The organism is Achromobacter sp. 1L-A-4-B-C2 (assembly GCF_057291955.1).
This window is the reverse complement of record NZ_JBXAWP010000002.1, coordinates 575,267-601,140: the sequence shown is the minus strand read 5'-3', so window position 1 is coordinate 601,140 and position 25,874 is coordinate 575,267. Positions and strand designations below refer to the sequence as shown.

General features: G+C 65.7%; 20 protein-coding genes. 18 read left to right on the top strand and 2 right to left on the bottom strand.

From position 1 onward, the window contains the following. The first annotated feature begins 110 nt into the window (after positions 1 to 110). The 3 genes from AC0Z35_RS10105 to AC0Z35_RS10095 all read left to right on the top strand — a co-directional run bounded on the left by AC0Z35_RS10105 (position 111) and on the right by AC0Z35_RS10095 (position 4,836). A complete protein-coding gene (locus AC0Z35_RS10105) occupies positions 111 to 686 on the top strand; it encodes a P-loop nucleotide/nucleoside kinase family protein (protein WP_082134545.1) in 576 nt (191 codons plus the stop codon). 83 nt (positions 687 to 769) lie between these two features. Beyond that, positions 770 to 2,569 (top strand): VRR-NUC domain-containing protein, encoded by a 1,800-nt coding sequence (locus tag AC0Z35_RS10100; protein WP_485131890.1) that lies wholly within the window; start codon positions 770 to 772, stop codon positions 2,567 to 2,569. Next, entirely contained in the window at positions 2,566 to 4,836 is a 2,271-nt protein-coding gene (locus AC0Z35_RS10095; protein WP_485131889.1) for an ATP-dependent DNA helicase, read from the top strand. Before AC0Z35_RS10100 ends, AC0Z35_RS10095 begins: the two co-directional genes overlap by 4 nt. Here AC0Z35_RS10095 and AC0Z35_RS10090 read toward each other — a convergent pair. Then, on the bottom strand, positions 4,814 to 6,349 hold the full coding sequence (locus tag AC0Z35_RS10090) for an MFS transporter (protein ID WP_104143757.1): 1,536 nt from the start codon (positions 6,347 to 6,349) through the stop codon (positions 4,814 to 4,816). The genes AC0Z35_RS10095 and AC0Z35_RS10090 overlap by 23 nt on opposite strands. 114 nt (positions 6,350 to 6,463) lie before the next feature. On the opposite strand from AC0Z35_RS10090, the gene AC0Z35_RS10085 reads away from it, so the two are divergent. The 10 genes from AC0Z35_RS10085 (at position 6,464) to AC0Z35_RS10040 (ending at position 19,523) form a co-directional block, all read left to right on the top strand. Continuing rightward, positions 6,464 to 7,348, top strand: a complete 885-nt coding sequence (locus tag AC0Z35_RS10085; protein ID WP_485131888.1) for a LysR family transcriptional regulator — start codon at positions 6,464 to 6,466, stop codon at positions 7,346 to 7,348. A 102-nt stretch (positions 7,349 to 7,450) separates the two neighbouring features. Further along, positions 7,451 to 8,932, top strand: a complete 1,482-nt coding sequence (locus tag AC0Z35_RS10080; RefSeq protein ID WP_219992349.1) for an amidase — start codon at positions 7,451 to 7,453, stop codon at positions 8,930 to 8,932. 303 nt (positions 8,933 to 9,235) lie between these two features. Then, a complete protein-coding gene (locus AC0Z35_RS10075) occupies positions 9,236 to 10,849 on the top strand; it encodes a methyl-accepting chemotaxis protein (RefSeq protein WP_046805891.1) in 1,614 nt (537 codons plus the stop codon). A 7-nt stretch (positions 10,850 to 10,856) separates the two neighbouring features. Further along, complete coding sequence (locus AC0Z35_RS10070; protein ID WP_485131887.1) at positions 10,857 to 11,390, top strand: chemotaxis protein CheW; 534 nt, start codon at positions 10,857 to 10,859, stop codon at positions 11,388 to 11,390. Then, entirely contained in the window at positions 11,387 to 12,826 is a 1,440-nt protein-coding gene (locus AC0Z35_RS10065) for a CheR family methyltransferase (RefSeq protein ID WP_485131886.1), read from the top strand. Before AC0Z35_RS10070 ends, AC0Z35_RS10065 begins: the two co-directional genes overlap by 4 nt. Continuing rightward, the gene (locus tag AC0Z35_RS10060; protein ID WP_485131885.1) at positions 12,819 to 13,505 is read left to right on the top strand and encodes a chemotaxis protein CheW; all 687 of its coding nucleotides are present in this window, start codon (positions 12,819 to 12,821) and stop codon (positions 13,503 to 13,505) included. The genes AC0Z35_RS10065 and AC0Z35_RS10060 overlap by 8 nt, the downstream gene beginning before the upstream one ends. Continuing rightward, positions 13,502 to 15,823: a response regulator gene (locus tag AC0Z35_RS10055; RefSeq protein WP_485131884.1), complete on the top strand. Its 2,322-nt coding sequence runs from the start codon at positions 13,502 to 13,504 to the stop codon at positions 15,821 to 15,823. The genes AC0Z35_RS10060 and AC0Z35_RS10055 overlap by 4 nt, the downstream gene beginning before the upstream one ends. Continuing rightward, entirely contained in the window at positions 15,820 to 16,830 is a 1,011-nt protein-coding gene (gene cheB / locus AC0Z35_RS10050) for a chemotaxis response regulator protein-glutamate methylesterase (protein WP_219992354.1), read from the top strand. The genes AC0Z35_RS10055 and cheB overlap by 4 nt, the downstream gene beginning before the upstream one ends. A 33-nt stretch (positions 16,831 to 16,863) precedes the next feature. Then, entirely contained in the window at positions 16,864 to 17,889 is a 1,026-nt protein-coding gene (locus tag AC0Z35_RS10045) for a diguanylate cyclase (protein WP_046805897.1), read from the top strand. Between the two features lie 350 nt (positions 17,890 to 18,239). After that, positions 18,240 to 19,523 (top strand): cystathionine gamma-synthase family protein, encoded by a 1,284-nt coding sequence (locus AC0Z35_RS10040; RefSeq protein WP_485131883.1) that lies wholly within the window; start codon positions 18,240 to 18,242, stop codon positions 19,521 to 19,523. 54 nt (positions 19,524 to 19,577) lie between these two features. Here the strand turns inward: AC0Z35_RS10040 and AC0Z35_RS10035 are convergent, their stop codons facing one another. Next, positions 19,578 to 21,098, bottom strand: coding sequence for an MFS transporter (locus tag AC0Z35_RS10035; RefSeq protein ID WP_485131882.1), 1,521 nt, complete (start codon positions 21,096 to 21,098; stop codon positions 19,578 to 19,580). Between the two features lie 140 nt (positions 21,099 to 21,238). Here AC0Z35_RS10035 and AC0Z35_RS10030 point away from each other — a divergent pair, with 140 nt between their 5' ends. The 5 genes from AC0Z35_RS10030 (at position 21,239) to AC0Z35_RS10010 (ending at position 25,846) form a co-directional block, all read left to right on the top strand. Next, complete coding sequence (locus AC0Z35_RS10030) at positions 21,239 to 22,105, top strand: LysR family transcriptional regulator (RefSeq protein WP_120155235.1); 867 nt, start codon at positions 21,239 to 21,241, stop codon at positions 22,103 to 22,105. Positions 22,106 to 22,244: 139 nt separating this feature from the next. Then, positions 22,245 to 23,237, top strand: coding sequence for a tripartite tricarboxylate transporter substrate binding protein (locus AC0Z35_RS10025; RefSeq protein WP_485131881.1), 993 nt, complete (start codon positions 22,245 to 22,247; stop codon positions 23,235 to 23,237). Between the two features lie 28 nt (positions 23,238 to 23,265). Then, positions 23,266 to 23,979, top strand: a complete 714-nt coding sequence (locus AC0Z35_RS10020; protein ID WP_485131880.1) for a class II aldolase/adducin family protein — start codon at positions 23,266 to 23,268, stop codon at positions 23,977 to 23,979. A gap of 98 nt (positions 23,980 to 24,077) precedes the next feature. Then, positions 24,078 to 24,659, top strand: a complete 582-nt coding sequence (locus AC0Z35_RS10015; RefSeq protein WP_120155242.1) for a TetR/AcrR family transcriptional regulator — start codon at positions 24,078 to 24,080, stop codon at positions 24,657 to 24,659. 83 nt (positions 24,660 to 24,742) lie between these two features. After that, positions 24,743 to 25,846, top strand: a complete 1,104-nt coding sequence (locus AC0Z35_RS10010; RefSeq protein WP_485131879.1) for an alkene reductase — start codon at positions 24,743 to 24,745, stop codon at positions 25,844 to 25,846. Positions 25,847 to 25,874: the final 28 nt, after the last annotated feature.

Here is a 25,874-nt window from a genome sequence, read left to right as displayed (position 1 = left end):
GCCTTGTCACCAAGGTGGGTTAGCGCGCATCGGTACATCGCCACATAAACCCGCCAACCGGCGGGTTGTTTGTTGGCTCGCCAGGCATGGATTTCCCAGGAGAGCCTTGCATGACGCCGCCGTCCCCGACCCCGACCCCCGCCCAACCCCAGGCCGAAGCCGCAGCTCAAACCGAAGCTCAGGCCCGAAGCCCGTCCTTCACGCCTGCCACCCTGCATTTTCTGTGTGGCAAGATTGCCGCCGGCAAGTCCACCCTGGCCGCGCAGCTTGCCGCGCAACCCCATACGGTGCTGATCAGCGAAGATGCGTGGCTGGCGGCTTTGTATCCCGGCGAGATCCTGGGCATCGCGGATTACGCCCGCTGCGCGGATAGGCTGCGCAACGCCATGGGCAGCCACGTGGCGGCATTGGTGGGGGCAGGGGTGTCCGTGGTGCTGGACTTTCCGGCCAATACGCTGGCGGGTCGGCAATGGCTGCTGGACGTGGCGCGGCAAGCGGGTTGCCCGCACCAGTTGCACTACTTGCGCGCGTCGGATGCGCTGTGCAAAGCACGGTTGCGCGCGCGCAACGCGTCCGGTACGCACGCATTTTCCACATCGGATGCGCAGTACGACGCCATCACCGCCTATTTTGTCGAGCCCGGTCCGCAGGAAGGGCTGACCATCGTGACGCACGCGCAAGGCTGAGAACCGACGCAAGAATGTCCCGGTGCAACGCCGGGCCGCCTGCTATGATTACTGGATAAAACCACAGCTATCCGGCCCGGCCGATGTTTCCCCCGCACCGCTACTACTACCTGCACAATTTTCTCTGCGCCCTGGCGTGGGTCGGCGACCGCTACGCCGACCTGCTGGACGCCGACGAACGCCGTTTCCTGGCAGACTTCCAGGCCTTGCCGCAAGCCTCGCAGGCGTTGATGGCGCGCATGCTGATGCGCCGTGGGCCTTGGTTTCGGGCCAGCCGGCTGGTATACGAGGAAATCGGCAACGCCGCCGACGCCGCCGGGCCGCTTGCCGCGCTGGGCTGGCTGGATGCCGCAGCGCCGATGACGCTGGATGAATTGTTCGATCTGCATACCAAGCCCGAGCTTTGCCGGCTGTTTTTCGGCGCAAGTTCGGGCTCAACGTCGGGCGCAAGTTCGGGCTCAAAGTCGGGCGCAAGTTCGGGCGCAAACTCGGGCGCAAATCCGGGATCAAATCCGGGATCGAATCCGGGCTCAAATTCGGAATCAAATTGCGGCCCAAGCACAGGCCCGCATCACTTCGCCTGCCTCAAACCCTCCGCGCGCAAAGCCGATCTGCTGATCGCGCTGCGTGCCGTGCACGACGCGCCCCGGCCTTATGCCGAATGGAACCCCGCTGCGCAAGAACCCGTCTGGCGCGTCATGGTCGGCGACTTGTGCGAACGCTTGCGCCTGATGTTCTTCGGCAATCTGCACCAGGACTGGTCGGAATTCGTGTTGGCTGACCTGGGCGTCTTCCAGTATGAAACCGTACCGTTTGATGCCTCGTCCCGCGCGTTCCAGACGCGGGCGGACGTAGACGCTTATCTGGCGTTGCACGCCTGCCGGACGGCATTGGAAGAAGGCGCGAACATGCCCGACCTGCTGGCTCGAGTGCACGGCTGTGTCAGCCAGAACCCCTGGCTGGAAAAGCGCCGCGCCAAGGTGCTGCTGCGCATCGGGCAGGCATGTGAACGCGCCCGCGACTGGCCCACGGCGCAAGCCGCCTATGAGCAATGCGCGTACCCCGGCGCGCGCCATCGCCGCATCCGCGTGCACGAGCGCATGGCGCGGTATGACCAGGCGCTGACCCTGGCGCTGCAAGCGCGCGACGCACCGGAAAGCGAAGAAGAAAGCCAGCGCGTGGCGCGCATGTTGCCGCGCCTGTATCGGGCGGTGGGGCAGGGCGGGCCGGCCCGCCCACCCGTCCATGCCGTGCCGCGCACCGATCTGACGCTGCAACGGCCGCCGACGCCGGCTTCGGTTGAATTCATCACGCGCGACCACCTGCATCAAGACGACGCGCCCGTGCACTACGTGGAAAACGCGCTGCTTAATTCCCTGTTCGGCCTGCTGTGCTGGCCCGCCGTGTTCGCGCCGTTGCCGGGCGCGTTCTTTCATCCGTTCCAACGCGGCCCGGCCGACCTGGACGCGCCTGATTTTTACCAGCGCCGCCAAGACCTGTTCGCCGACTGCCTGGCGCAACTGGACACGCCCGAATATCGCGACGTGATCTTGCAGCGCTACGCCGATAAAGCCGGCCTGCAATCGCCATTTGTGTTCTGGGGCGCCTTGTCCGAAACCTTGCTGACGCTGGCGCTGGATTGCCTGCCCCCCGCGCACCTGAAATTGGTTTTCACGCGCCTGCTGCGCGACGTCAAGACCAACCGATCCGGCTTGCCGGACCTGATCCGCTTTTGGCCGGCGCAGCGCCGCTATGAACTCATCGAAGTAAAAGGCCCGGGCGACAAGCTGCAAGACAACCAGATTCGGTGGTTGCAATACTGCGTGTCGCACGGCATGCCGGTGCGCGTATGCCACGTCAGCTGGCAGGAGGGCGCGGCATGAGCTATGCCGTGGCGGTGCGCGCGCTGTGCGAATTCACGGCTCGCGCCGGCGACCTGGACCTGCGCTTTACCCCCGCGCCGACCGGCCTGGAGGGTATGGCCGGGCACGCGGTGGTGACGGGGCGGCGCGGCCCGCAGTACGAGACCGAAGTGTCTTTGTCCGGCGAGCACGAGGGCCTGCTGGTGCGCGGGCGCGCCGATGGTTTTGACCCGGTCTTGAACCAGCTTGAAGAGGTCAAGACGTATCGCGGCCAGTTGGACAGCGTGCGCGACAACCACCGCGCGGTGCATTGGGCGCAGGCGCGGGTCTATGGGCATCTGCTGTGTGAATCGCGCGGGCTGGAGCAGGTGCGCGTGGCGCTGGTGTACTTCAACGTGGTTACCGAAGAAGAAACGGTGCTGACCGAAACGCATGACGCCGCCGCGTTGCGCGCGTTCTTCCAGGAACAGTGCAACCGTTTCCTGGCCTGGGCCAAGACCGAACTGGCGCATCGGCAGGCCCGCGACGCGGCGCTGGAAAAACTGGCGTTTCCCCATGGCGAATTCCGTGCCGGGCAGCGCGACCTGGCCGTGGCCGTGTACCGCACCGCGCGCGACGGCCGTTGCCTGATGGCGCAGGCGCCCACCGGTATCGGCAAGACGCTGGGCACGATTTTCCCGTTGCTCAAAGCCAGCCCCGGCTCCGGCCTGGACAAGATTTTCTTCCTGGCGGCCAAGGGCTCGGGCAGGGCGCTGGCCGTTCAAGCGCTGGACACCGTCAACGCGCAACCCGCCGCGCCCGGCCTGCGCGTGCTGGATCTGCAAGCGCGCGACAAGACCTGCGAGCATCCGGATTTGGCGTGCCACGGGGATTCCTGCCCCTTGGCGCAAGGCTTCTATGACCGCCTGCCCCAAGCGCGCGAGGCGGCGGTGCAGCACGCACGGCTGGATGCGCCCACGTTGCGAGCCGTTGCCCGGGATCACCGCGTTTGCCCGTATTACCTGTCGCAAGAGCTGATCCGCTGGAGCGATGTGGTGGTGGGCGACTACAACTATTACTACGACGCGTCGGCCATGTTGTACGCCATGACGCAGGCCTATCAATGGAAAGTGGCGGTGCTGGTGGACGAGGCGCACAACCTGGTGGACCGGGCGCGTCGCATGTACACGGGTGAGCTGGATCAGGCGTCGCTGTCGGCGGCGCGATATGCCGCGCCCAAGGAATTGAAAAAGCCGCTGGATGGCTTGCAGCGGTCCTGGAATGCGCTGAACAAGAAGCAGGCGGAACGCTATCAGGCGTACGACGCGGTGGCGGCCGGTGTGCTGTCGGCGGTGCAGAAAGCGGTGGGCGCCATCATGGAATACATGGGCCAAACTCCCTTGCCGCAAGACGACCCGGTGTTGACCTTCTACTTCCAGGCGCTGCAATTCATGCGACTGGCGGAACAATTCGGTTCGCACGCTTTGTTCGACGTGACGCTGTCTGACGTGGGCGTGGCCAGCGCCAAGACCCGGCCGTCGACCCTGTGCGTGCGCAACGTGATACCCGCCCCGTATCTGGCGGCGCGCTACGCCGCGGCGCATGCCACGGTGCTGTTTTCAGGCACGTTAAGCCCGCAGCAGTTCTATCGCGACACGCTGGGCTTGCCGCGCGACACGCCCTGGATCGACGTGGCCGCGCCGTTCCAGGCCGAACAGTTGGCGGTGCGGGTGGTGGGCAACGTGTCCACCCGCTATCGCGACCGCGAGCGCTCGCTGGCGCCCATCGTCGACCTGATCGCCACGCAGTACGCCGAACGACCGGGCAATTACCTGGGCTTTCTCAGCAGTTTTGACTACTTACGGCAGGTGTCCGACCTGATGCGCGAGCGCCATCCTGCGGTGCCGATCTGGTTGCAGACACCGGGCATGGACGAAGCGGGCCGGGCGGCCTTCCTGGCGCGCTTCACCGAAACGGGGCAGGGCGTGGGTTTTGCGGTGCTGGGCGGCGCGTTCTCGGAAGGGGTGGACCTGCCGGGCAAGCGGCTGATCGGCGCGTTCATCGCCACGCTGGGCTTGCCGCAGGTCAACCCCGTGAACGAAAACATGAAGCGGGCAATGGACCAGCGCTACGGCGAGGAAAACGGCTACGACTACACCTACCTGTATCCCGGGATGCAAAAGGTGGTGCAGGCGGCCGGCCGCGTTATCCGCACCGAAAACGATGTGGGCACGGTCCACCTGATCGACGACCGTTACCGCCGCGCGAAGGTGCGCGGCCTGCTGCCTAGCTGGTGGCGGGTGGACTGAGCGGCGCGGCAACCGGATCACGACGGCCCAGCAGCAGCGTTATCGCCAGCGCGGTCAGCACCGCGATGACGGCCAGGGCATGCAAGACGTGGCGAAACGCGTTGTCGTAGGCGTGATGCAGCAGCGGCAGCGCATCGGTCAGGGATGCCGGCAGCCGCGCCGCCGCGTCGTCCAACTGCCCCAGCGCCGCGCGGTTGGCGGCCGCGGCCAAGGCCTGCGCCTCGGGCATCGCCACCGTCAACTGCGTCTGGATCAGCAACGCCAGCAGCGCGCCGACCACGGCGATGGCCACGCCGTCCGCCGACACGCGCACCGTATTGAAAATGCCGGTCGCCATGCCGACGTTGCGGGCGTCGACCACGCTGACCGCCATTGCGTCCATCAACCCCCACGGCAAACCGATGCCACACCCTATCAACAGCATCGGCATCCAGAGCGCCGCCGTGCCGGTGTCCAGGATGCCGGCCAGCCACACCAAACCCGCCGCCACCGCCAACAAACCCAGCGCCGACAGCACGCCCGGCCGGAACCAGCGTGTCAGCAACGCGGCCACGAAAGGCACGACCAGCAAAGGCGCGGCCAGGCCGATCATCAGTTGCCCTGCTTGCAGCGCGCTATGGCCGTCGATGCCGATAAAGCGGCCGGGCAGCAGCGCGACCAGCACAATGAACAGGAATGCGGGGGATGCCGCCAGCACCTGCACGCCGACAAAGCGCGGGCTGCGGAACAGGCGCAAGTCCAGCATGGGCCGAGCTACCCGCCGTTCAATCCGCACGAAGGCCACGGCCAGCAGCACGGACGCCAGCAGCGCGGCCAGGACGTGCGTGTCCGTCCAGCCCGCTTCGGGCGCCAGCAGGATGCCGTAGGTGAACAGCCCCAGCGCGCCGGTAAAACTGATGGCGCCCGGCCAGTCGAGCCGGCCTTGCACGGCGCGCGCCGTGGGACGCACGCTGACGGCGACCATGGCGGCGCCCAACACGCCCACCGCACCGGTAGCCAGGAACACCCACTGCCAACCGGCCGCGTCCACCATCCAGCCGGCGGCCAGTGGCCCGAACGACAGGCCCACGCCAAACGTGGTGCCCAGCAGGCTGAACGCGCGGGTGCGCGCCACGCCGTGGAAAAGCGGCGCCAGCGACGACATGGCGGCGGCGAAAGCGGCCGCGCCACCCACGCCCTGCATCAGGCGCAGCAAGTTGATCCAGCCCGTTGTCGGCACGAACGCAATGGCGAAGGTCGTGACGCAAAAGCCCACCAGGCCCAGCAGCCATACGCGTCGCGGCCCGTACAGGTCGGTCAGGCTGCCCGACACCATGATGACGCTGCCGTACGCCAGGATGTAGCCGTTCAAGATCCAATTCAGTTGCACGGGCGTGCCGCCCAGGTCGTGACTGATGGACGGCAGCACCACGGCGGGGCCGGTAAAGCACAGCGGAATCAGCAGTGCGGTCAGGCAGGCCGACAGCAATTGCAGCCAGCGGCGGTAAGGGGGTAAATGGTCGTGGGTGGGCATGGAACGCGCCAGGGAAAACGAAAGGACGGCCAGCTTAGGGCGCGATACATAAAAGAAAAATAGGCTAGGATTCCCGACATTCCGGACACCTATGTCCGTATTGGAGTGCGTCAAATGGATAGCCTTAGCGGCATAGGGGTGTTTGTGCTGGTGGCGCAGGCGGGCAGCTTTGCCGAGGCAGGGCGCGCGCTGGGGGTGTCGCCGTCGGCGGTGGGCAAGAGCATCGCGCGAATGGAAGCGCGCCTGAAGGTGCGACTGTTTCATCGCAGCACACGCCAACTGGCGCTGACGCCGGAAGGCGAGAAATTTCTGGATCGCTGCCGCCGCATCCTGGCCGAGGTCGAAGCGGCAGAGCTGGAACTTTCCGCCGCCTCGGACGCGCCGCAGGGCAAGCTGCGCGTGAGCCTGCCTCGCTACAGCGGCCTGTTTGACGCCGCCGTGGCCAGCTTCATGCGGCAATACCCGCTTGTGAAGCTGGACCTGGACTTCACCGACCGCATGGTCGATGTCATAGGCGAGGGCTACGACGCCGTGGTCCGCACTGGCGACATGGAAGACTCCGGCCTGAAGCGCCGCCGCCTGGGCCCGTTCCGCCGGGTGCTGGCGGCTTCGCCTGACTATCTGCGTCAGCACGGCACGCCCAAACGCGCCGCCGATCTGCTGGGCCACGCCTGCCTGCATTACCGCTATCCCGCCACGGGCCGCCTGGAAAAATGGCCGTTCAAACTGGGGCAGGACGCGCAGGCGCCCGAGCTGCCGTTGACGCTGGTGTGCAACAGCGTGGAAATGCGGATTGCGCTTGCCGTGGGCGGGCAGGGCATTGCCTGCCTGCCGGACTTTACGATCCGCCGCGAGCTGGCGGCGGGACAGTTGCACGTGGTGATGGAAGACCGCACGCGCGGCAGCGGCACGATGTGGGCGTTGTGGCCCGCCAGCCGTCAGGCGTCGCCCAAGCTGCGCGTGTTCATCGACCACCTGGCGCAGCATTTGTTTCCGTAGCGGCGCTGGCCTGCGCCCGCCCAGGTTGCGTAGTATGTGGCCTGGGCGCACTGGCACTGCCTGCCAGTGTGACAACCATCACGATCCTCCGGAGCCTCTCGCATGCCTCTCGCCACGCCGGCCGACGCCGCCAGCCTGAACCCCATCGTCGCCATGTCGGCGCATGCCTTGTCGGACGCGATCCGGCGCCGCGAGCTCTCCTGTGTCGAGGTCATGCGCGCCTATCTGGCGCATATCGACAAGGTCAATCCCAAGGTCAATGCCATCGTCGCGCGCCGCGATGCCGATGAACTGCTGCGCGAGGCCGCTGAACGCGATGCGCAGCTGGATGCCGGCCAGTGGCTGGGCTGGATGCACGGCATGCCCCAGGCGCCCAAGGACCTGACCGCCGTGCGCGGCATGGTCACGTCGATGGGCTCGCTGGTCTACAAAGACCAGGTTACGCAGCACGATTCGATCATCGTCGAACGCATGCGGGCGGCGGGCGCCATCTTCATCGGCCGCACCAACGTGCCGGAATTCGGGCTGGGCTCGCACACGTACAACCCGGTCTATGGCACCACGGGCAACCCCTACAACCCCACCAAGACGGCCGGCGGCAGCAGCGGCGGCGCGGCGGCAGCGCTGGCCGCGCGCATGCTGCCGGTGGCCGACGGCAGCGACTTTGGCGGCTCGCTGCGCAACCCCGCGGCGTTCTGCAACGTGTACGGCATGCGGCCGTCGGCGGGGCGCGTGCCGTTTGGGCCGTCGCCCGAAGTGTTCTTGAAGCAGCTCTCCTACGAAGGCCCCATGGGTCGCACCCCGCGCGACGTTGCAATGCTGCTGTCCGTTCTGGCTGGCTATGACAAGCGTTCGCCCTTGTCCTTGCGTGACGACCCGGCGCAGTTCACTGCCGCGCTGGATGCGGATATGCGCGGCAAGCGCGTGGGGTGGTTGAGCGACTGGAAGGGCTATCTGCCAATGGAGCCGGGCATTCTTGACGTGTGCGCGCAGGGCCTGGCCACGCTGGACACCGTGGGCTGCGACGTGGTCGATTACGACGTGCCGTTCGCCGGCGACCGGCTGTGGCGCATGTGGTTGACGCATCGCCACCTGATGGTGGGCGGGCAGTTCCAGGCGTTGGTGCAGGACCCAGCCACGCGCAAGCTGGTCAAGCCGGCGCTGATCTGGGAAGTGGAAGGCCTGGACGGCATGACGGCGCTGGATGTCTATCAGGCCACGCAGGAACGCAGCGCGTGGTACCAGACGGTGCTGCGCATGTTCGAAGACGTGGACTTTCTGGCGGTGCCGTCCGCGCAGGTGTTTCCCTTTGACGCCACGCTGGATTGGCCCAAGCACATCGACGGGCGCCCCATGGACACCTATCACCGCTGGATGGAAACCGTTACGCCGTGGACGCTGGCCGGCTGCCCGGTCATCAGCGTGCCGGTGGGCTTCAGCCCTGACGGCCTGCCGATGGGCATGCAGTTGATCGGGCCGCCGCAAGCGGACCTGGACGTGTTGCGCCTGGCCCAGGCGTACGACCAGGCCTGCGATTGGGTTGCCGCGTATCCGCCTGCTGCGCTGTGGTCCGCGTCGACGTAGGCGCGGGAACTTCCGATCGGCCGGTCGGCCGTGCGGCCCCAGCCCCGTGCGCCCGTGCCGCCATAGGGGCCTGACCGGCGCCACGCCGCGCCCCAACCGCGCTACGCACCGTCATCCAGAAAAGACAAGCTTTGTAAGCGATCTTTGCTTTTTTCTGACGAATGCCCCATTTTTGCGGGGATTTCCCTAGTTTTTCATGGCTGGGTGGACCGGGCTTTGCAATAATCAGCCAAATTCCCCACATCCTGTCATGGGTTCAGGGTCGGGCGTTGTCGTGTGGCACCACCACAAAGGTCTTCCAGTATGAATAATCTGACTCTTCGCCAGCGCATCTTGGCCAGCTTCATGGTGATCCTGGCCATCATGGCCTTGATGGTGGTGGTGGATTACCGGCGCCTGCTGCACATCGAAGACGAAGTGGTGATGATCAACACCGATGCCGTGCCGGGCATTTACTACAGCACGTCGATCCGGGCGTCGTGGTTCGCGGGCTTTGTCGTGGTGCAAGACGCCTTTAACAGCGACACCGAGCAAGAGCGCCGCGACACGCTGGAAACGCTGCCCAAGAACGATCAGCAGCTGCAAGAAAACGTCGATTTCTACCGCCGCACAATTGCGCGCGACGACGACCGCGCGATGTTCGCGGATTTTGAAAAAGACTTGCAGGAATACAAACGCATCCGCGCCGACATCCTGGCGGCGACGGCCGATCCGCTTGTATCGCGCATGCGGGTCAAGAACGAACTGCGGCCCGCCTTCTACAAAGGGCGCGACATCCTGGCCAAGATGGTGGCCGAAAACAAGAAGCAGGCCGATGACGCCGCCGTCAGCATCAAGTCCGCCGTGGATTCGGCCGAAGTCGGCATGCTGGTGTCGCTGGCGTTCGCCATCGCGGCGGCGCTGGTGTGCGGCTTCTTGCTGATGCGCGCCATCGCCAACCCCATGCGCGACATCGTCAAGACGCTGGAAGCGACCGGCGGGGGTGACCTGACCCGCCGCTTGTCGCTGGCCCGCAAAGATGAATTCAACGCTATCGAAACCGGCTTCAACGGCATGGTCGATGAGCTGACCGGCCTGGTGGGCAAGACGCAGCGCTCGGCCGTGCAGGTCGCGACCTCGGTCACGGAAATCGCCGCCACCTCCAAGCAGCAGCAAGCCACGGCTTCCGAAGTGGCGGCCACCACGACCGAGATCGGCGCAACCTCGCGCGAAATCTCGGCGACCTCGCGCGAATTGGTGCGCACCATGACGGAAGTGTCCAGCGCGGCCGAGCAGACGGCGTCGCTGGCGGGCAGCGGGCAGGTGGGCCTGGCGCGCATGGAAGACACGATGCGCAACGTGGTGGGCGCGGCGGGTTCGGTCAACGCCAAGCTGGCCATCCTGAACGAGAAGGCCGGCAATATCACGCAGGTGGTTACGACGATCACGAAAGTGGCGGACCAGACGAATCTGCTTTCCCTGAACGCGGCGATTGAAGCCGAGAAGGCCGGCGAATACGGCCGAGGCTTTGTGGTGGTGGCCACCGAGATCCGCCGTCTGGCCGACCAGACCGCCGTGGCCACCTACGATATCGAACAGATGGTGCGCGAGATCCAGTCGTCGGTGTCGGCCGGTGTGATGGGCATGGACAAGTTCTCGGAAGAAGTGCGCCGGGGCATGGCCGACATGCAGCAGGTGGGCGATCAGCTGTCGCAGATCATCCAGCAGGTGCAGACGCTGGCGCCGCGCGTGCAGATGGTCAACGAAGGCATGCAGGCGCAGGCCACGGGTGCCGAGCAGATCAACCAGGCCTTGCAGCAATTGAGCGATGCGGCCCAGCAAACGGTGGAATCGCTGCGACAGTCCAGCCTGGCCATCGAAGAACTGACGCTGGTGGCCAACGACCTGCGCAGCGGCGTGTCGCGCTTCAAGATCTGATTCTTCCATGCTGGAAACTGCGTCCTTGCCCAAGCCCAGCGTCGCCCTCGCCGCCAACGCGGCGGCCAGGCGGCTGTATCTGCTGTTTCGCATCGGCGGCGACCGCTATGCGCTGGACGCGGGAGATGTGATCGAGGTGCTGGGCCTGCGCGTCTTCAAGCAAGTGCCGGGCGCCCCGTCGTGGGTGGCGGGCTTGTTGCAATGGCGCGGCGCGGCGGTGCCCGCCATCGACATGAGCGCGCTGGCCGGCCACGCCGACGCGGCGCGCGTGACCAGCACCCGCCTGGCGCTGGTGCGCTATCGGGCAGCCGGGGCGGCGGCCGAGCATGTGCTGGGCCTGATCCTGGAACAGGCCACCGAAACCGTGCATTACGACCCCGCCGCGTTCCAGCCGTTTGCGCTGGATAACGCCAATGCGCGCTACCTGGGGCCCGTGCTGAACGACGGGCAGGGCATGGTGCAGGCGGTGGGCGTGAACGAACTGCTGCCGCCGCCCGTGCGCGCGATGCTGTACCCGGCGGACCGGGAGATCACGCCATGATGCTGGTCGACGAATTCAGCGCCTTGCTCAAACGCAAGATGGGGCTGGATAGCGGCTCCATCGGCAAGGCCGCCGTTGAACGCGCCGTGCGCCATCGGATGGGCGCGGCGGGCGTGGCCGACGAACACGATTACCTGACGCGCCTGCACACCACGCCGGCCGAGATGCAGCAGCTGATCGAAGCCGTGATCGTGCCCGAGACCTGGTTCTTTCGGTATCCGGAATCGCAGACGGCGATGGCCGCGCTGGCGCGTGAACGCCTGTTCGCGGCGGGCGCGCCCGATGACCGCGTGCTGCGCGTGTTGAGCATGCCTTGTTCCAGCGGCGAAGAACCGTATTCCATTGCCATGGCCTTGCTGGACGCCGGGGTGCCCGCTGCGCGTTTCCAGATCGATGCCGTGGACATCAGCGAACGCATGGTCCAGTTTGCGCAACGCGCCGTGTATGGGCGCAACTCGTTTCGCGGCGACGACCTGGCGTACCGCGACCGCCACTTTGCCGAGACGGCCGACGGCCATCAACTATCCGCGCAGGTGCGGGAACGCGTGTGCTTTCGGCAGGGCAACGTGTTCGACAGCCAGTTGCTGCTGGGCACGTCGCCGTATGACTTCGTGTTCTGCCGCAACCTGCTGATCTATTTCGACGGGCCGACTCAGGAGCGCGCGGTGCAGGTGCTGCGGCGCTTCACGCGCGCCGACGGCGTCATCTTCGTGGGTCCGGCTGAAACCAGCTTGCTGACCGCGCGCCGCCTGCCGTCGGTGGCAATGGCGCGCTCGTTCGCCTTCCGTAATCAAGCCATGCCGCCCCAAGCCGATTTGCCCGCGGCGTCCCGGCCGATCGTGCACGCGTGGACGCCGCCCCGACGGCCGGTGGCGCAGGTCCCAACCGGACACCTGCCGGTGCCGCATGCGGCGATTCCGCCCGCTTCGGGGGCGTCGCCGATGCGCTCATCCGTGGCCGGCCCGACCGCGACGTCCGGGTCGACGTCCGGGTCGACGTCGGGGGCGACAAACGCCGCTAGCTGGCAGGCATCGCCCAGCGCGGCGACCGGCGCATCGACCAGCGCATCCCCCAGCCCATCCACCAGCGCATCCCCCAGCGCATCCCCCAGCGCATCCCCCAGCGCCGACGCTTCCCTGCGCCAGATCGCCGCGCTGGCCGACCGGGGCCGCGTGCAAGACGCGCTGGCGCAGTGCCGCGCGCATATCGACATCCACGGCGTCAGCGCCGACGCGCTGCATCTGCTTGGCCTGTTGCAGGATGCGGCGGGCGACTCGCGCGAGGCGCAGGCGTCCTACCGCAAGGCGCTGTACCTGGACCCCACCCACCGCGAGGCGCTGCTGCACCTGGCCGCGCTCATCGCGTCGGCGGGCGATATCGAAGGCGCGCGCCGCCTGCAAGCGCGCGCGGCGCGACAGGAGGCCAGACGTGGTTGAACCCATCGCGCTGCTGTCCGACGTGGACGACTGCTGGAACCGCATCGGCATCCGGGGCGACAAAACCTGCCCGCAATTGCCCGAGCACGTGCATTGCCGCAATTGCCCCGTCTACGCCGCCGCCGCCAAACGCATCCTGGACCGCCTGCCGCCGCAGATGGACGCGTTTGATGGTGATTCGCCAGACGCCGACCACGACAAACCCCATGAAGACGTTCAGATGTCTTCGCTGCTGGTCTTCCGGCTGGGCCGCGAATGGCTGGGCCTGTCGACGCGCGCGCTGGACGAAGTGGCCGGCACGCGCGGCATTCTGGCGCTGCCCCATCGCCGCGACCCGGCAGTGTTGGGCGTGACCAATGTGCGCGGCACCTTGACCGTCTGCGTGTCGCTGGCGCGTTTGTTGGGGCTGGACATGACGCCGGCCCCGCTGGATGTGCGCGAACGCTCGGGCGCCGCGCGCATGTTGATCTTCGGCGGCGCGGGCCGGGCCGTGGTGTTGCCGGTGGACGAGGTGGAAGGGATACACGCCGTCGACCTGGACCGGCTGGAACCGCTGCCGTCGACGGTGCAGGGCGCGGGCCTGAAATATTCGCGCGGGGTGGAGCGCTGCGGCAGCCGCAGCGTGGGCGTGCTGGACGAAACCCAGTTGATGCAAGCTTTGGAACGGAGTCTGGCGTGAACCCGGACGAAATGCGCGACGCCTCGCTGCTTGAGCTGTTTCAGCTTGAGACCCGCACCCAGGTGCAGGTGTTGAACAACGGCCTGTTGGCGCTGGAACACGACCCCACCTCGGCGGCGCAGCTGGAAGCCTGCATGCGGGCGGCGCATTCGCTGAAAGGGGCCGCGCGCATCGTGGACCTGCACCCGGCTGTCCGCATCGCGCACGCCATGGAAGATTGCCTGGTGGCCGCGCAGGAAGGGCGGCTGCGCTTGCAGGCAGACGATATCGACGCCTTGCTGCTGGGCACCGATTTGTTGCAGCGGGTCGCTACGCCGGGCGCGGAGCTGGGCGGTGAAATCGACGAGGTGGTGGTGCGCCTGAGCAGCGCGCCCAACGCGCCGCCGGCCGTGCCGCCGCGCGCGCCCCGGCCGTCGGATTTCCTGCCGCCCATCAAGCGCGTCGAGGACGAGCCGCTGACGGCAACGCCGCCGAGGTCGCCCGATCCGATGCCCTTGGGCGTGCCGGTCTCACCCGCATCGCCCACCCCGGCGCCGGTGCGCCGCAGCTCCGACCAGGGGCTCTCCGAAGGCGAACGCGTGCTGCGCGTCACGGCCGACACGCTGAACAAATTGCTGGGCCTGTCCAGCGAAACGCTGGTGGAATCGCATTGGGTCGGGCCGTTTGGCGCGTCCATGTTGCGGCTGCGGCGCATGCAGGCGGGCGCCGCGCAAGCGCTGGACGGCGTGCGCAGCGCCCTGGCCGGACAGCAGCTGGACGCGCGCGCCCAGGCGGCGCTGGACGACGCGCAGCGCATCGTGGACCAATGCCAGCAGGAACTGATTGAACGCACCAATGAAGTGGATGAATTTGGCTGGCGCATGAGCCATCTGGCGCAGCGCTTGTACGACACCGCGCTGACGTGCCGCATGCGCCCGTTTGCCGACGGCGTGGGCGGCATGGCGCGCATGGTGCGCGACCTGGGCCGATCGCTGGGCAAGCAGGTGCGGCTGGAAATAGACGGCGACGCCACGCAGGTGGACCGCGACATCCTGGAAAAACTGGACGCGCCGCTGATGCACCTGCTGCGCAACGCCGTGGATCATGGCATTGAAATGCCGATGGACCGCATGGACGTCGGCAAGCCGCCCGAAGGCTTGATCCGGCTGTCGGCGCGCCATTCGGCCGGCATGCTGGTGATTGAACTGAGCGATGACGGCTCCGGCATTTCGCTGGATCGGCTACGCGTTGAAGTCGTGCAGCGCAAGCTGACCACGGCGGAAACGGCCGCCCGTCTAAGCGAAGCCGAGCTGCTGGAATTCCTGTTTCTGTCCGGCTTCAGCACGCGCGGCGAAGTCACTGAAATTTCAGGACGCGGCGTGGGGCTGGACGTGGTCCAGACCATGGTGCGCCAACTGCGCGGCGCCGTGCGTGTGCACCAGACGACCGGGCAGGGCACGCGTTTCGTGCTGGAAATGCCGCTGTCCCTATCGGTGGTGCGCAGCCTGCTGGTCGAGGTGCAAGGCGACATCTACGCGTTTCCGCTGGCCTATGTCAGCCATGCCTTGCAGGTGCGCTCGCAAGAGATCGAGCAGCTGGAAGGGCACCAGCACTTTCGCTTCATGGGCCGGCAGGTGGGCCTGGTGTCCGCGCGGCAGATCCTGCGGGGCGGCGAGCCCGCGCCCTCGACCGAGTCCATGGCCGTGGTGGTCGTGGGCGACCACGACAAGCGGTACGGCATCGCCGTTGACCGCTACGTCGGCGAGCGCACGCTGGTGGTGCAAGCGCTGGACCCCCGGCTGGGCAAAGTGCAGGACGTGATGGCGGGCGCGCTGATGGACGACGGCACGCCGCTATTGATCCTGGACGTGGAAGACATGCTGCTGTCGGTACAAAAGCTGATCGAAGGCGGGCGGCTGGCGCGGGTGGACGGCGGTGGCCCCATCGCCCAGGAGCGGCGCCGCAAGCGCGTGCTGGTGGTGGACGATTCCCTGACCGTGCGCGAACTGGAACGCAAGCTGCTGGTGAACCGGGGCTTCGACGTGGCCGTGGCGGTGGACGGCATGGATGGCTGGAACATGCTGCGCGGCGAGGATTTCGACCTGGTCGTGACCGATGTGGACATGCCGCGCATGGACGGCATCGAACTGGTGTCGCGCATCAAGGCCGACCCCAAGCTGCAGGGTTTGCCGGTGATGGTGGTGTCGTATAAGGATCGCGAAGAAGACAGGCGGCGCGGGCTGGATGCCGGCGCTGATTACTATCTGGCCAAGGGCAGCTTCCACGATGACGCGCTGTTGGACGCTGTCGAGGACTTGATCGGGAAGGCACTGACGTGAGAATCGGCATCGTCAACGATATGCAGATGGCGGTGGAAACCCTGCGCCGCGCCATCGCGCTGGAACCGGGGCTGGAAGTGGCGTGGGTGGCGTCAAACGGCGAAGAAGCCGTGGCGCAATGCGCGCGCGACCGGCCCGACGTGGTCTTGATGGACCTCATCATGCCCGTCATGGACGGGGTAGAGGCCACCCGCCGCATCATGGCGGAAACGCCGTGCGCCATCGTGGTGGTGACGGTGGACGTCGCCCGCCATACGGCGCGGGTGTTCGACGCCATGGGCCACGGCGCGCTGGACGCGGTGGACACGCCGGTGGTCAGCGGCGGCGACATGCGTGCCGCCGCCGCGCCCTTGCTGCGCAAGATTCGCAACATCGGCTGGCTGATCGGGCGCTATGGCAACCGGCCCACGCTGACGCCCGTGCCCAAATCGGCGGCGCGTGCCGACGCGCAACGCCTGCTGGTGATCGGCGCGTCGGCGGGCGGCCCGGCCACGTTGGCCCAGCTGCTAGGCGACCTGCCGCTGGATTTTCCCGCCGGCATCGTGCTGGTGCAGCACGTGGATGCCTCGTTCGCGGCAGGCATGGCGGACTGGCTGAACGACCAGGTGCAGCTGCCCGTCAGGCTGGTGCGCGAGGGCGAACGGCCGATGCCCGGCCAGATCTTGCTGGCGGGCACGGACGACCATCTGCATCTGCTGCCCGACGGCACGCTGCGCTACACGCAAGACCCAAAAGAAAGCCTGTATCGGCCTTCCATTGACGTGTTCTTTCACAGCGTGGCGCAGCACTGGCGCGGCACGGCGGTTGGCGTGCTGCTGACCGGCATGGGCCAGGACGGCGCGCGTGGCTTGAAGGCCATGCGCGAGCGAGGCTGCCTGACCATCGCGCAAGACCAAGCCACCAGTGCCGTCTACGGCATGCCCAAGGCGGCCGCCGCCATGCAGGCCGCGGTGGAAATCAAACCATTGGACCAGATCGCGCCGCGCTTGATTCAGGCCTTGGCCTAAGCGCTCGATCCCGTTCGACATCAAGGACTTACCATGCACCCACCTTTCGACAGCGCAGCCTCGGCCGACCTGAACGCGCACGCAGCCATGGTGCTGCTGGTTGACGATCAGGTGATGGTCGGCGAAGCGATCCGGAGGGCGCTGGCCACGGAAGGGAACATCGATTTCCACTATTGCTCGGACCCGTACAAAGCGCTGACGGTGGCGATCCAGACGCGGCCCACCGTGATCCTGCAAGACCTGGTGCTGCCGGGCGTGGACGGGCTGAGCCTGGTCAAGGAATACCGCAGCCATCCGGTGACGCGCGACATTCCCATCATCGTGCTGTCCACCAAGGAAGACGCAGCCATCAAAAGCGCCGCGTTTTCCGCCGGCGCCAATGACTATCTGGTCAAGCTGCCGGACGCCATCGAACTGGTGGCGCGCATCCGCTATCACTCGCGTTCGTACCTGGCGCTGGTGCAGCGCGACGAGGCCTACCAGGCGCTGCGCCAAAGCCAGCAGCAGCTGCTGGAAAGCAATATGGAGTTGCGCCGCCTGACCAATTCGGACGGGCTGACGGGCCTGGGCAACCGCCGGTATTTCGATGAATACCTGAATGCCGAATGGCAACGCGCGCGTCGCGACCAACGCGAAATCAGCATGTTGATGATCGATGTGGACCACTTCAAGGCCTACAACGACACCTATGGCCACATCGCGGGCGACGAGGCTTTGAAGCGCGTGGCCAACACCATCTTCGCCAGCTGCGACCGGTCCACCGACCTGGCCGCCCGCTTTGGCGGCGAGGAATTTGCGCTGGTGCTGCCAGGCTCGCCGGCGGGCAGCGCCAGGCTGGCGGCCGAGAAACTGCGGCGCGCCGTCGAGGCCATGCAGATTCCGCAAAAGGACACGGGCTCAGGCCCTTGGCTGACCGTCAGCATCGGGACGGCCACGGCCATTCCGGTGGCCGACCAACCCTGCACCGACCTGATCCAGGTGGCCGATCGCGGCCTTTACCAAGCCAAGCGCGACGGCCGCAACCGCGTCGTTCCCGGGCAGATGCAAGCGCCTGCCTAGGCGCCGCGACAGGTGAAGCGGGGTTGACGACTTCGCTTCATGCGCGCAAGGCGCTCCAGGCGCGGTAACCGTTTCCAGCAGGGCGAGGGCCGATAGCGACACGCGCTCGGCCAGCTCGGCCTTGCTGAGCCGGCCATCTTCCGGACGGATTTTCATGGTTTTCCAATCGATCGCGTCCAGTTGATGTAACAAGGCAGTGTCTTTCAGGGACAAGTGCGAATGGGAAACAAAGTTTCTCATCAGTATTTCTCATTAATACTGCAAGACATCCCGAGGCGGCTGGCGCTATCGTCGCAGCATGCGACACGCGCCTGCCCGGTCGGCTGGAACCCCGAAGAAAGAGGCACACCATGACGTATTCGACCTATCACAAGAAAGATATCTTTGGCCGTCCGCTGCATGCGGAAACGCAGATGATGTCGTACGGCTACGACCCCTTCCTGTCCGAAGGGGCGGTCAAGCCGCCGGTATTCCTGACGTCCACCTTTGCCTTCCGGTCCGCCGAGGACGGCGCGGCGTTTTTCGACCTGGTGTCGGGCCGCAAACCCTTGCCCCAGGGCGAATCCGCCGGGCTGGTCTATAGCCGCTTCAACCATCCCAACCTGGAAATCGTGGAAGACCGGCTGGCCCTGCTGGACGGGTCCGAGGCGGCGGCCGTGACGGCCAGTGGCATGGCCGCAATCAGCGCCGTGCTGATGGCCTTTTTGCGCCCGGGCGACCAATTGGTGCAATCGCTGCCGCTATACGGCGGCACGGAAACCCTGATTGCCAAGATTTTCCCGGAATGGGGTATTGGCTCGCACCCCATTCAGGACGGGCTGTCGCCCAAGCACATGCGCGCGGCGCTGGAAGCGGCGGCGGCCAAGGGGCCGGTGCGCGTCTTCTACGTGGAAACGCCCGCCAACCCCACCAACGCGCTGATCGATTTCGAAGGCATGAAGAACGAGCTGGACGCCTTCGAAACGCGGCACGGCTATCGCCCGGTCTCGGTGTGCGACAACACGCTGCTGGGGCCCATCTTCCAAAAGCCGGCCGAGCATGGCGTGGACCTGTGCGTGTATTCGCTGACGAAATACGTGGGCGGTCACAGCGACCTGGTGGCGGGCGCGGTGACGGGCAGCAAGGACCTGATCAAGAAGGTGCGCGCGATACGCAGCGCGTTCGGTTCGCAGCTGGACCCGCATTCGTGCTGGATGATTACGCGGTCGATGGAAACCGTGGTGCTGCGCATGAAGCAGGCCGCGCGCACGGCGACCAAGGTGGCGCAATGGCTGGCCGGCAACCCCTACGAAAAGGTCACGCTTTTTCATCCCGAGATGATTGCGGATCGCACGTATCTGGAAGTCTACAAGCGGCAGTGCACGGGGCCGGGCTCGACGTTTGCGTTCGTGCTGGACGGTGGCCGCGAACGCGCCTTCCGCTTCATCAACGCGCTGCATCTGTTCAAGTCGGCCGTGAGCCTGGGCGGCACGGAATCGCTGGTGTGCCATCCCGCGTCCACCACCCATTCCGGCGTGCCGGCCGCCGAACGCGAGGCGGCGGGCGTGTCGGAAGGGCTGATCCGCATTTCGATCGGGCTGGAGCACGAAGAAGACCTGATCGCGGACATGGACAACGCGTTTCGCACGCGCTGAACGCTTGGATGCTTAGGGCGCAGGGGACGGGTTGCGCCACCATACGCAGCCACCCTACGCAGCCACCGCCTGCCGCCGCGACCGGTTCAGCAGCACGAACGCGGCGGTGGCCACCAGCATGACCGTGGCGGTGGCGATGACCGCGGCGTAGCCCGTGTCGAACGCCGTCCGGGCCAACTCGGTCAGCGTGGCTGCCAGGTCGGTGGGCAGGCCTTCGGCCACGATCAACGCTTCGTCCAGGCTGTCGCGCAGTGCGGGGGCTGCTGCCAACGCCGGCGGCACGTCCAGCGTGTTGGCGTACACGCCCGACAGGATGGACCCCATCAGCGTCACGCCCAGCGCACCGCCCAGCTCGTACGACACTTCCTCAATCGATGCCGCCATGCCCGCGCGTTCCGGCGTGGCGCTTTGCATGATGGAGCTGGACGCCGCCGTCATCGTTGCACCGATGCCCAGCCCCAGCACGCTCAGGCTGACCATCTGCGGCAGCACGGCGCCGTCATAGCACAGCAGGTAAGCGCCCATGCCCGCCGCCGAGACGGCCAGCGACAGGAACATCAGCCGAGGTCCGCGCACGTAGGCCAGCAGCCATCCTGCCACGGGGCCGGCCACGAAGGCGGCCAGCGGCAGCGGCAGGATGAACAGCGCGGCCTGGATGGGCGACATGCCCAGCACCAGCTGCAAGCGCTGGCTGAAGACCAGTTCCAGGCCCAGCAGCGCGGCGCCGGCGAACAGCGCGGCGGCGACGCCCGAGCTGAAGGTGGCGTTGCGGAAGATGGCAAAGTCGATCAACGGATAGGGGCGGCGGCGCTGGCGGCGCACGAACACCGTCAGCATCGCGACCCCGGCGGCGCAGGCCAGGCCCGCATGCAGCCACGACGTAGACGCGCGACCCAGTTCCTTTAGCGCATAGGCGCACAGGATCAAGCCGGCCATGACTTGCAGCGACCCGGTCAGGTCCCACGGCCGCGCGGTGGCGGGGCGGCTGGCCGGAATCAGCCGCCAGGCCAGCGGCAGCGCCAGCAGCACAATCGGCACATTGATCAGGAACACCGACCCCCACCAGAAATGCTCCAGCAGCACCCCGCCCACCACCGGCCCCAGCGCCGCGCCGCCCGAGGCCACCGAGGCCCAGATGCCGATCGCCACGGCGCGCTCGCGCTCTTGCGCGAAAGTCAGCCGGATGATGGACAGCGTGGCGGGCATCATCATGGCGGCGCCCACGGCCAGCAGCACGCGCGCCGCGATCAGCGGGGCGGCCGCCGGCGAATACGCCGCTGCCAGCGAGGCCACGCCGAACACCACCAGCCCCATCATGAACAGCCGCTTGTGGCCCAGCCGGTCGCCCAGCGTGCCCATGCCCAGCAGCAGGCCCGACACCACCAGGCCATACACGTTCACGATCCACAATTTTTCAGACGCGGTGACGCCCAGCTCGTGCGTAAGCCGGGGCAGGGCGGTGTACAGCACCGTCATGTCCACCACGATCAATAACAAGGCGATGGACACAATGCCCAGCACCAGCCAACGGCGCGGATCGGCCGTGGCGACAGCGTTCGAATGAGTCCGCTGCATAGTTCTACTCCCTTGAATCCACGCTTGGGTTGTTGCGCCGCAAGGGCGGCTGCCAAGCGCAAGGCACGCATTATCTATCTGTTTATTTGCCTTAAAAAGTTTGATTCCATCTATAAAATAGATGAATTAAGGAGACGCTCATGCAATGGACCCTGGACCAACTTCGGCACTTCGTCGCGGCGGCCGACGCCGGCTCTTTCTCGGCGGCGGCGCGCGGGCTGGGGCGGGCACAGTCCGCCATCAGCACCTCGGTGGGCCTGCTGGAGGCCGATCTGGGTGTGGAACTGTTCGACCGGTCGCGCCGCAACGCCACCCTGACGCCCGCCGGCGAAGTCATGCTGCAAGAAGCGCGCGAACTGCTGCGGCAGGCCGGCGGGCTGGACCAGCGGGCGCTGTCGTTTGCCGCCGGGCAGGATGCGCGCCTGTCGATCGCGCTGGACGAAGCACTGCCGTATCAGGTGCTGGGCGCGCTGGTGGTCGAAGTGGCCGACCGCTTTCCCGCCCTGGAATTGACGCAGCTGAACGGCACCGCCACCGAGGTGGCCGACTACGTGCAGCAAGGCCGCGCCAGCCTCGCGTTCCACTTTGACCGGGGCGACCCGGGCAGCGCGTTCGCGCACCGTTACCTGGGCAATGTGGCGCAGGCGGTGTTCGTGGCGTCGGGGCATCCGCTGACCGAACTGGCAGAGGTCACGCGCAGCGATCTGGCCCGCTATCGGCAACTGGTGATGCAGATGGAAGGCGTGGAAGAGGTGGTGCTGAGCCCGACGGTGTGGCGCACGGACAGCTTCTACAGCATCGCCGGCATGGTGGCGGACGAGCTGGGCTGGGCGATCCTGCCGCTGAACATCGCGGAATACGAAAGCTTTCGCCGCACGCTGGCGCGCGTGCCGTGCGCGGGCCTGTCCTTGCCGATGCTGTCGGTGCGCGCGCTGTGGCTCCAAGGGGCAACGTTAAGCGCGACCGAGGTTTGGTTGCAGGAACGGATGGGGCAATTGTTGGGGTGATGCGAGCTCGGTTCGATGGTGGTCGAAGCGAGCTCAAGCCATACAAAAAATGGCATGGCTAATAAGATAATTTCATTGGAAACGCCATGCCCGCCTGCCGACAATAGCTGCACATAAAAACTCATAACGGAGACAAAACGTGCGACATCCAACGCTCGTCAGGCGCTTGTGCGCGCTCAGTTCCTGTTTTTTGATGCTAGGTTTTGCGACGGCCAGGGCGGATGACTCCTATCCCAACCGGCCGATCACGGTAGTGGTGCCATTCGCGGCGGGTGGAGGCGCCGATGTCGTGGCGCGGTTAATCGCCGCCAAGCTGCCAGCCCATCTGGGAGGGCAGACGGTGATCGTGGACAACAAGCCGGGCGCATCGGGCAACATCGGTGCCAACCAGGTCGCGCGAGGCACGCCCGACGGCTATACCTTCTTGCTGACGAACAGCACGCTTACCATCAACGCGGCCCTGACGATGCGCGGCACGCCGGATGTAAAAAAGAACCTTGCACCGATTTCCTTGCTGGTTTCGGCACCGGTCGCCTTGGGCGTGAACCCGGCAATCGCCGCGAACAACGTACCGGAACTGGTCAGCTATATCCGGCAGAACAGTACCAAGCTGAGCTACTCGTCATGTGGCAACGGCACGCCTCAGCATTTCGCTGGAGAGTCGTTCAAGCGGATGGCGCAGCTGGATTTGGTACACGTGCCCTACAAGGGTTGCGCCCCGGCGATCAACGATGGCCTGGGCAACCAGGTGCCTATCCTGATGAGCACCATCCCGAATCTGGCGCCGCACGCCCAAGCGGGCAAGTTAAGGCTGATCGCCGTGGCCTCTAAAAACCGGGCCTCGTTCCTTCCCGACGTGCCCGCCGTCGCCGAGACCGCGCCTTTCGGCGAACTGGACATCTCCGTGTGGTTCGGCTTGTTCGCCCCGCAGGGTCTGCCTGCGGCCGTGAAGGAAAAATTCCAGGATGCCGTCGTCGCCACCATGGCAGATCCGGCGGTGCGCAAGGAGTTCCACGAGCGCTACTACGAAACCTCGGAAACGGGGGGCGCGGCCATGGCGCGGCAGCTGGACTCGGATATCGAACTGTATGGAGCCGTGGCAAGGAAGGCCAACATTTCGCTCGACCAATAGTCGGATCCCGGCAATCAAAGGAGCCCTTATGAACGACAAATCGCCCATCAATGCCCTCATCGAAGACTTGGTCGTAGCCAACCGCATCCTGGCCCGTTTCGGCGTTCTGGATGGGTTCGGACATGTCAGCGTGCGTCATCCCGACAACCCGGGCCATTTCCTGTTGTCGCGCTCGCTTGCTCCCGAATTGGTGACGGCCGACGACATCATGCAGTTCAACGAGGACTCCGAGCCCGTTGGCGCTGACACGCGCAAGCCATACTTGGAACGGTATATACACGGCGAAATCTATCGCGCGCGGCCCGACGTGCAGGCGGTGGTGCACAGCCATACCCCCTCCGTCATTCCCTTTGCGGGTTCCAACGTGCGGTTGCGGCCGATTTACCATATGGCCGGTTTCCTGGGCGCAGGCGCACCGGTCTTCGACATCCGCTGTTGCTTCGGCGATACCGACATGCTGGTACGCAATCGCGACCACGGTCGAGAGCTTGCCAGTTCGCTGAAACAAAGCCACGTAGCGCTGATGCGAGGGCACGGCTTTGTCACCGTGGGCAACGGCCTGCCAGTGGCCGTCTATCGCGCCGTCTATACCGAAATGAACGCTTCGCTTCAGCAGAAGGCTATCGGGCTGAACGGTGAAATCACCTTTTTGTCGGACGCCGAAGCCTCAATGGCCGACGAGATGATGGCCGGCGTGATGGGCCGGCCATGGGAGCTGTGGAAGAAAAAGGCGTTCGAATGACGGTGCCGCTTCGCGCTGGCTGACCTGACGACCCCGTACGCCGCGCGGTCGTTACACAAACCTAGACGACTGGTCGGTTTTTTCTGTACACTCGCAAAATGAAAAAACCAGCAGCAGAGACGCGACAGCACATTCTTGATGTGACCCGAGCCCTGATGACCCAAAAGGGCTACACCGCCGTCGGCCTGGCCGAGGTAGTGGCGGCGGCGGGGGTACCAAAAGGCTCGTTCTACTACTACTTCAAGTCGAAGGGGGAATTCGGCCAGGCGTTGTTGGACGAGTACTTTGCCGACTATCTGCGGACGGTGGACGGCCTGCTGGCAGCGGATGGCTCCGGCGCAGAGCGATTGCTGGGCTACTTCAAATACTGGGCTGACACGCAAGGCACGGACCTGCCGGACGATAAATGCCTGGTGGTCAAGTTAGGCCCCGAGATGTGCGACCTTTCCGAGGACATGCGCATCGTCCTTCAACGCGGGACAGACGCGATCATTGAACGGATCTCGCGCTGTGTGCGGCTAGGGCAGGACGATGGCTCGATCACGTCAGCCGTGCCGGCCGAGGCTCTGGCCCAGTCGCTTTACGAGCTTTGGCTTGGCGCGTCGCTTCTTGCCAAGCTGAACAAAGCCACCACGCCTTTCGATACCGCTTTCGCAACTACCCAACGTCTGGTCGGGTAGTTTTTTTTGGCTGCCTTGTAGACGACTGGTCAACTATTTTCCGCAGCCGTATCCGACAACTTATGACTTATGACTTATGACCTATGACTGATAACAGCACGCGCACCGATTTGTTTTCCCCTGCACGCTTTGGGGCGATTGAACTGAGCAACCGGATTGTTATGGCGCCTGTCACCCGCAGCCGCTACGGCGAGGACGGCGTCCCGCACGACTTGCACGCCACCTACTACGCACAACGCGCAGGAGCCGGACTGATCATTGGCGAGGCGACGAATATTTCTGCCCAAGGCCGCGGCTATGCCGCGACGCCCGGCATATGGAACGACGAACAGGTAGCGGGCTGGAAGAAAGTCACCGATGCGGTGCACGCCGCTGGCGGCACGATCGTCAGCCAGCTTTGGCATGTGGGTCGCTTTTCCAGTGTGCAGCTGCAACCCGATGGCCAAGCCCCTGTCGCGCCCTCGGCCATTCCGGCGGAAGGCAACACGTATACGGTCGACGGCTTTGTACCGGTTTCCATGCCCCGCGCACTGGAAACCGAGGAAATCGCCGGGATCATCCAGCAATACAAGATCGCGGCGATGAATGCTCTACGTGCCGGTTTCGACGGGGTGGAAGTCCACGCCGCCAATAGCTATCTGCTGGATCAGTTCCTGCGCGACTCCACCAACCATCGCACCGATCGTTACGGCGGCTCGATCGAAAACCGAGCGCGCCTGACGCTGGAAGTCACCGAGGCCGTCGTCAACATCTGGAGTAGCGACAGGGTCGGCATCCGGCTATCGCCAGTGACGCCGGATGCGGGCAACACGCCGCCCGACAGCAACGTGATGGCGATGTACGGGTATTTGATCAAGCAACTGAACCGGTTTGGCCTGGCCTATCTGCATGTTGTGGAAGGCGCGACCGCCACGTCGCGGGAGGTGCCCGCCGGTGTGGATCTGGACGCGCTGAGCGGACTCTTTGCCGGGCCTTTCATCGGCAATAACAACTATGACCTGGAAATGGCCATCAAGCGGCGCGCACAGGGAAAGATCGGTGCCGTGGCTTTCGGTCGGCTGTTTATCGGCAATCCGGACCTGGTCGAGCGCCTGCGTCGTGGCGCGGAGCTGACGGTCGCGCCGCGCGAATCGTATTACGGCGGCGGCGCGAAGGGCTACATCGATTGGCCCAACGGTTCGTATTGAGCGGACCGTCGTTCCTTCCCTTCCGTCG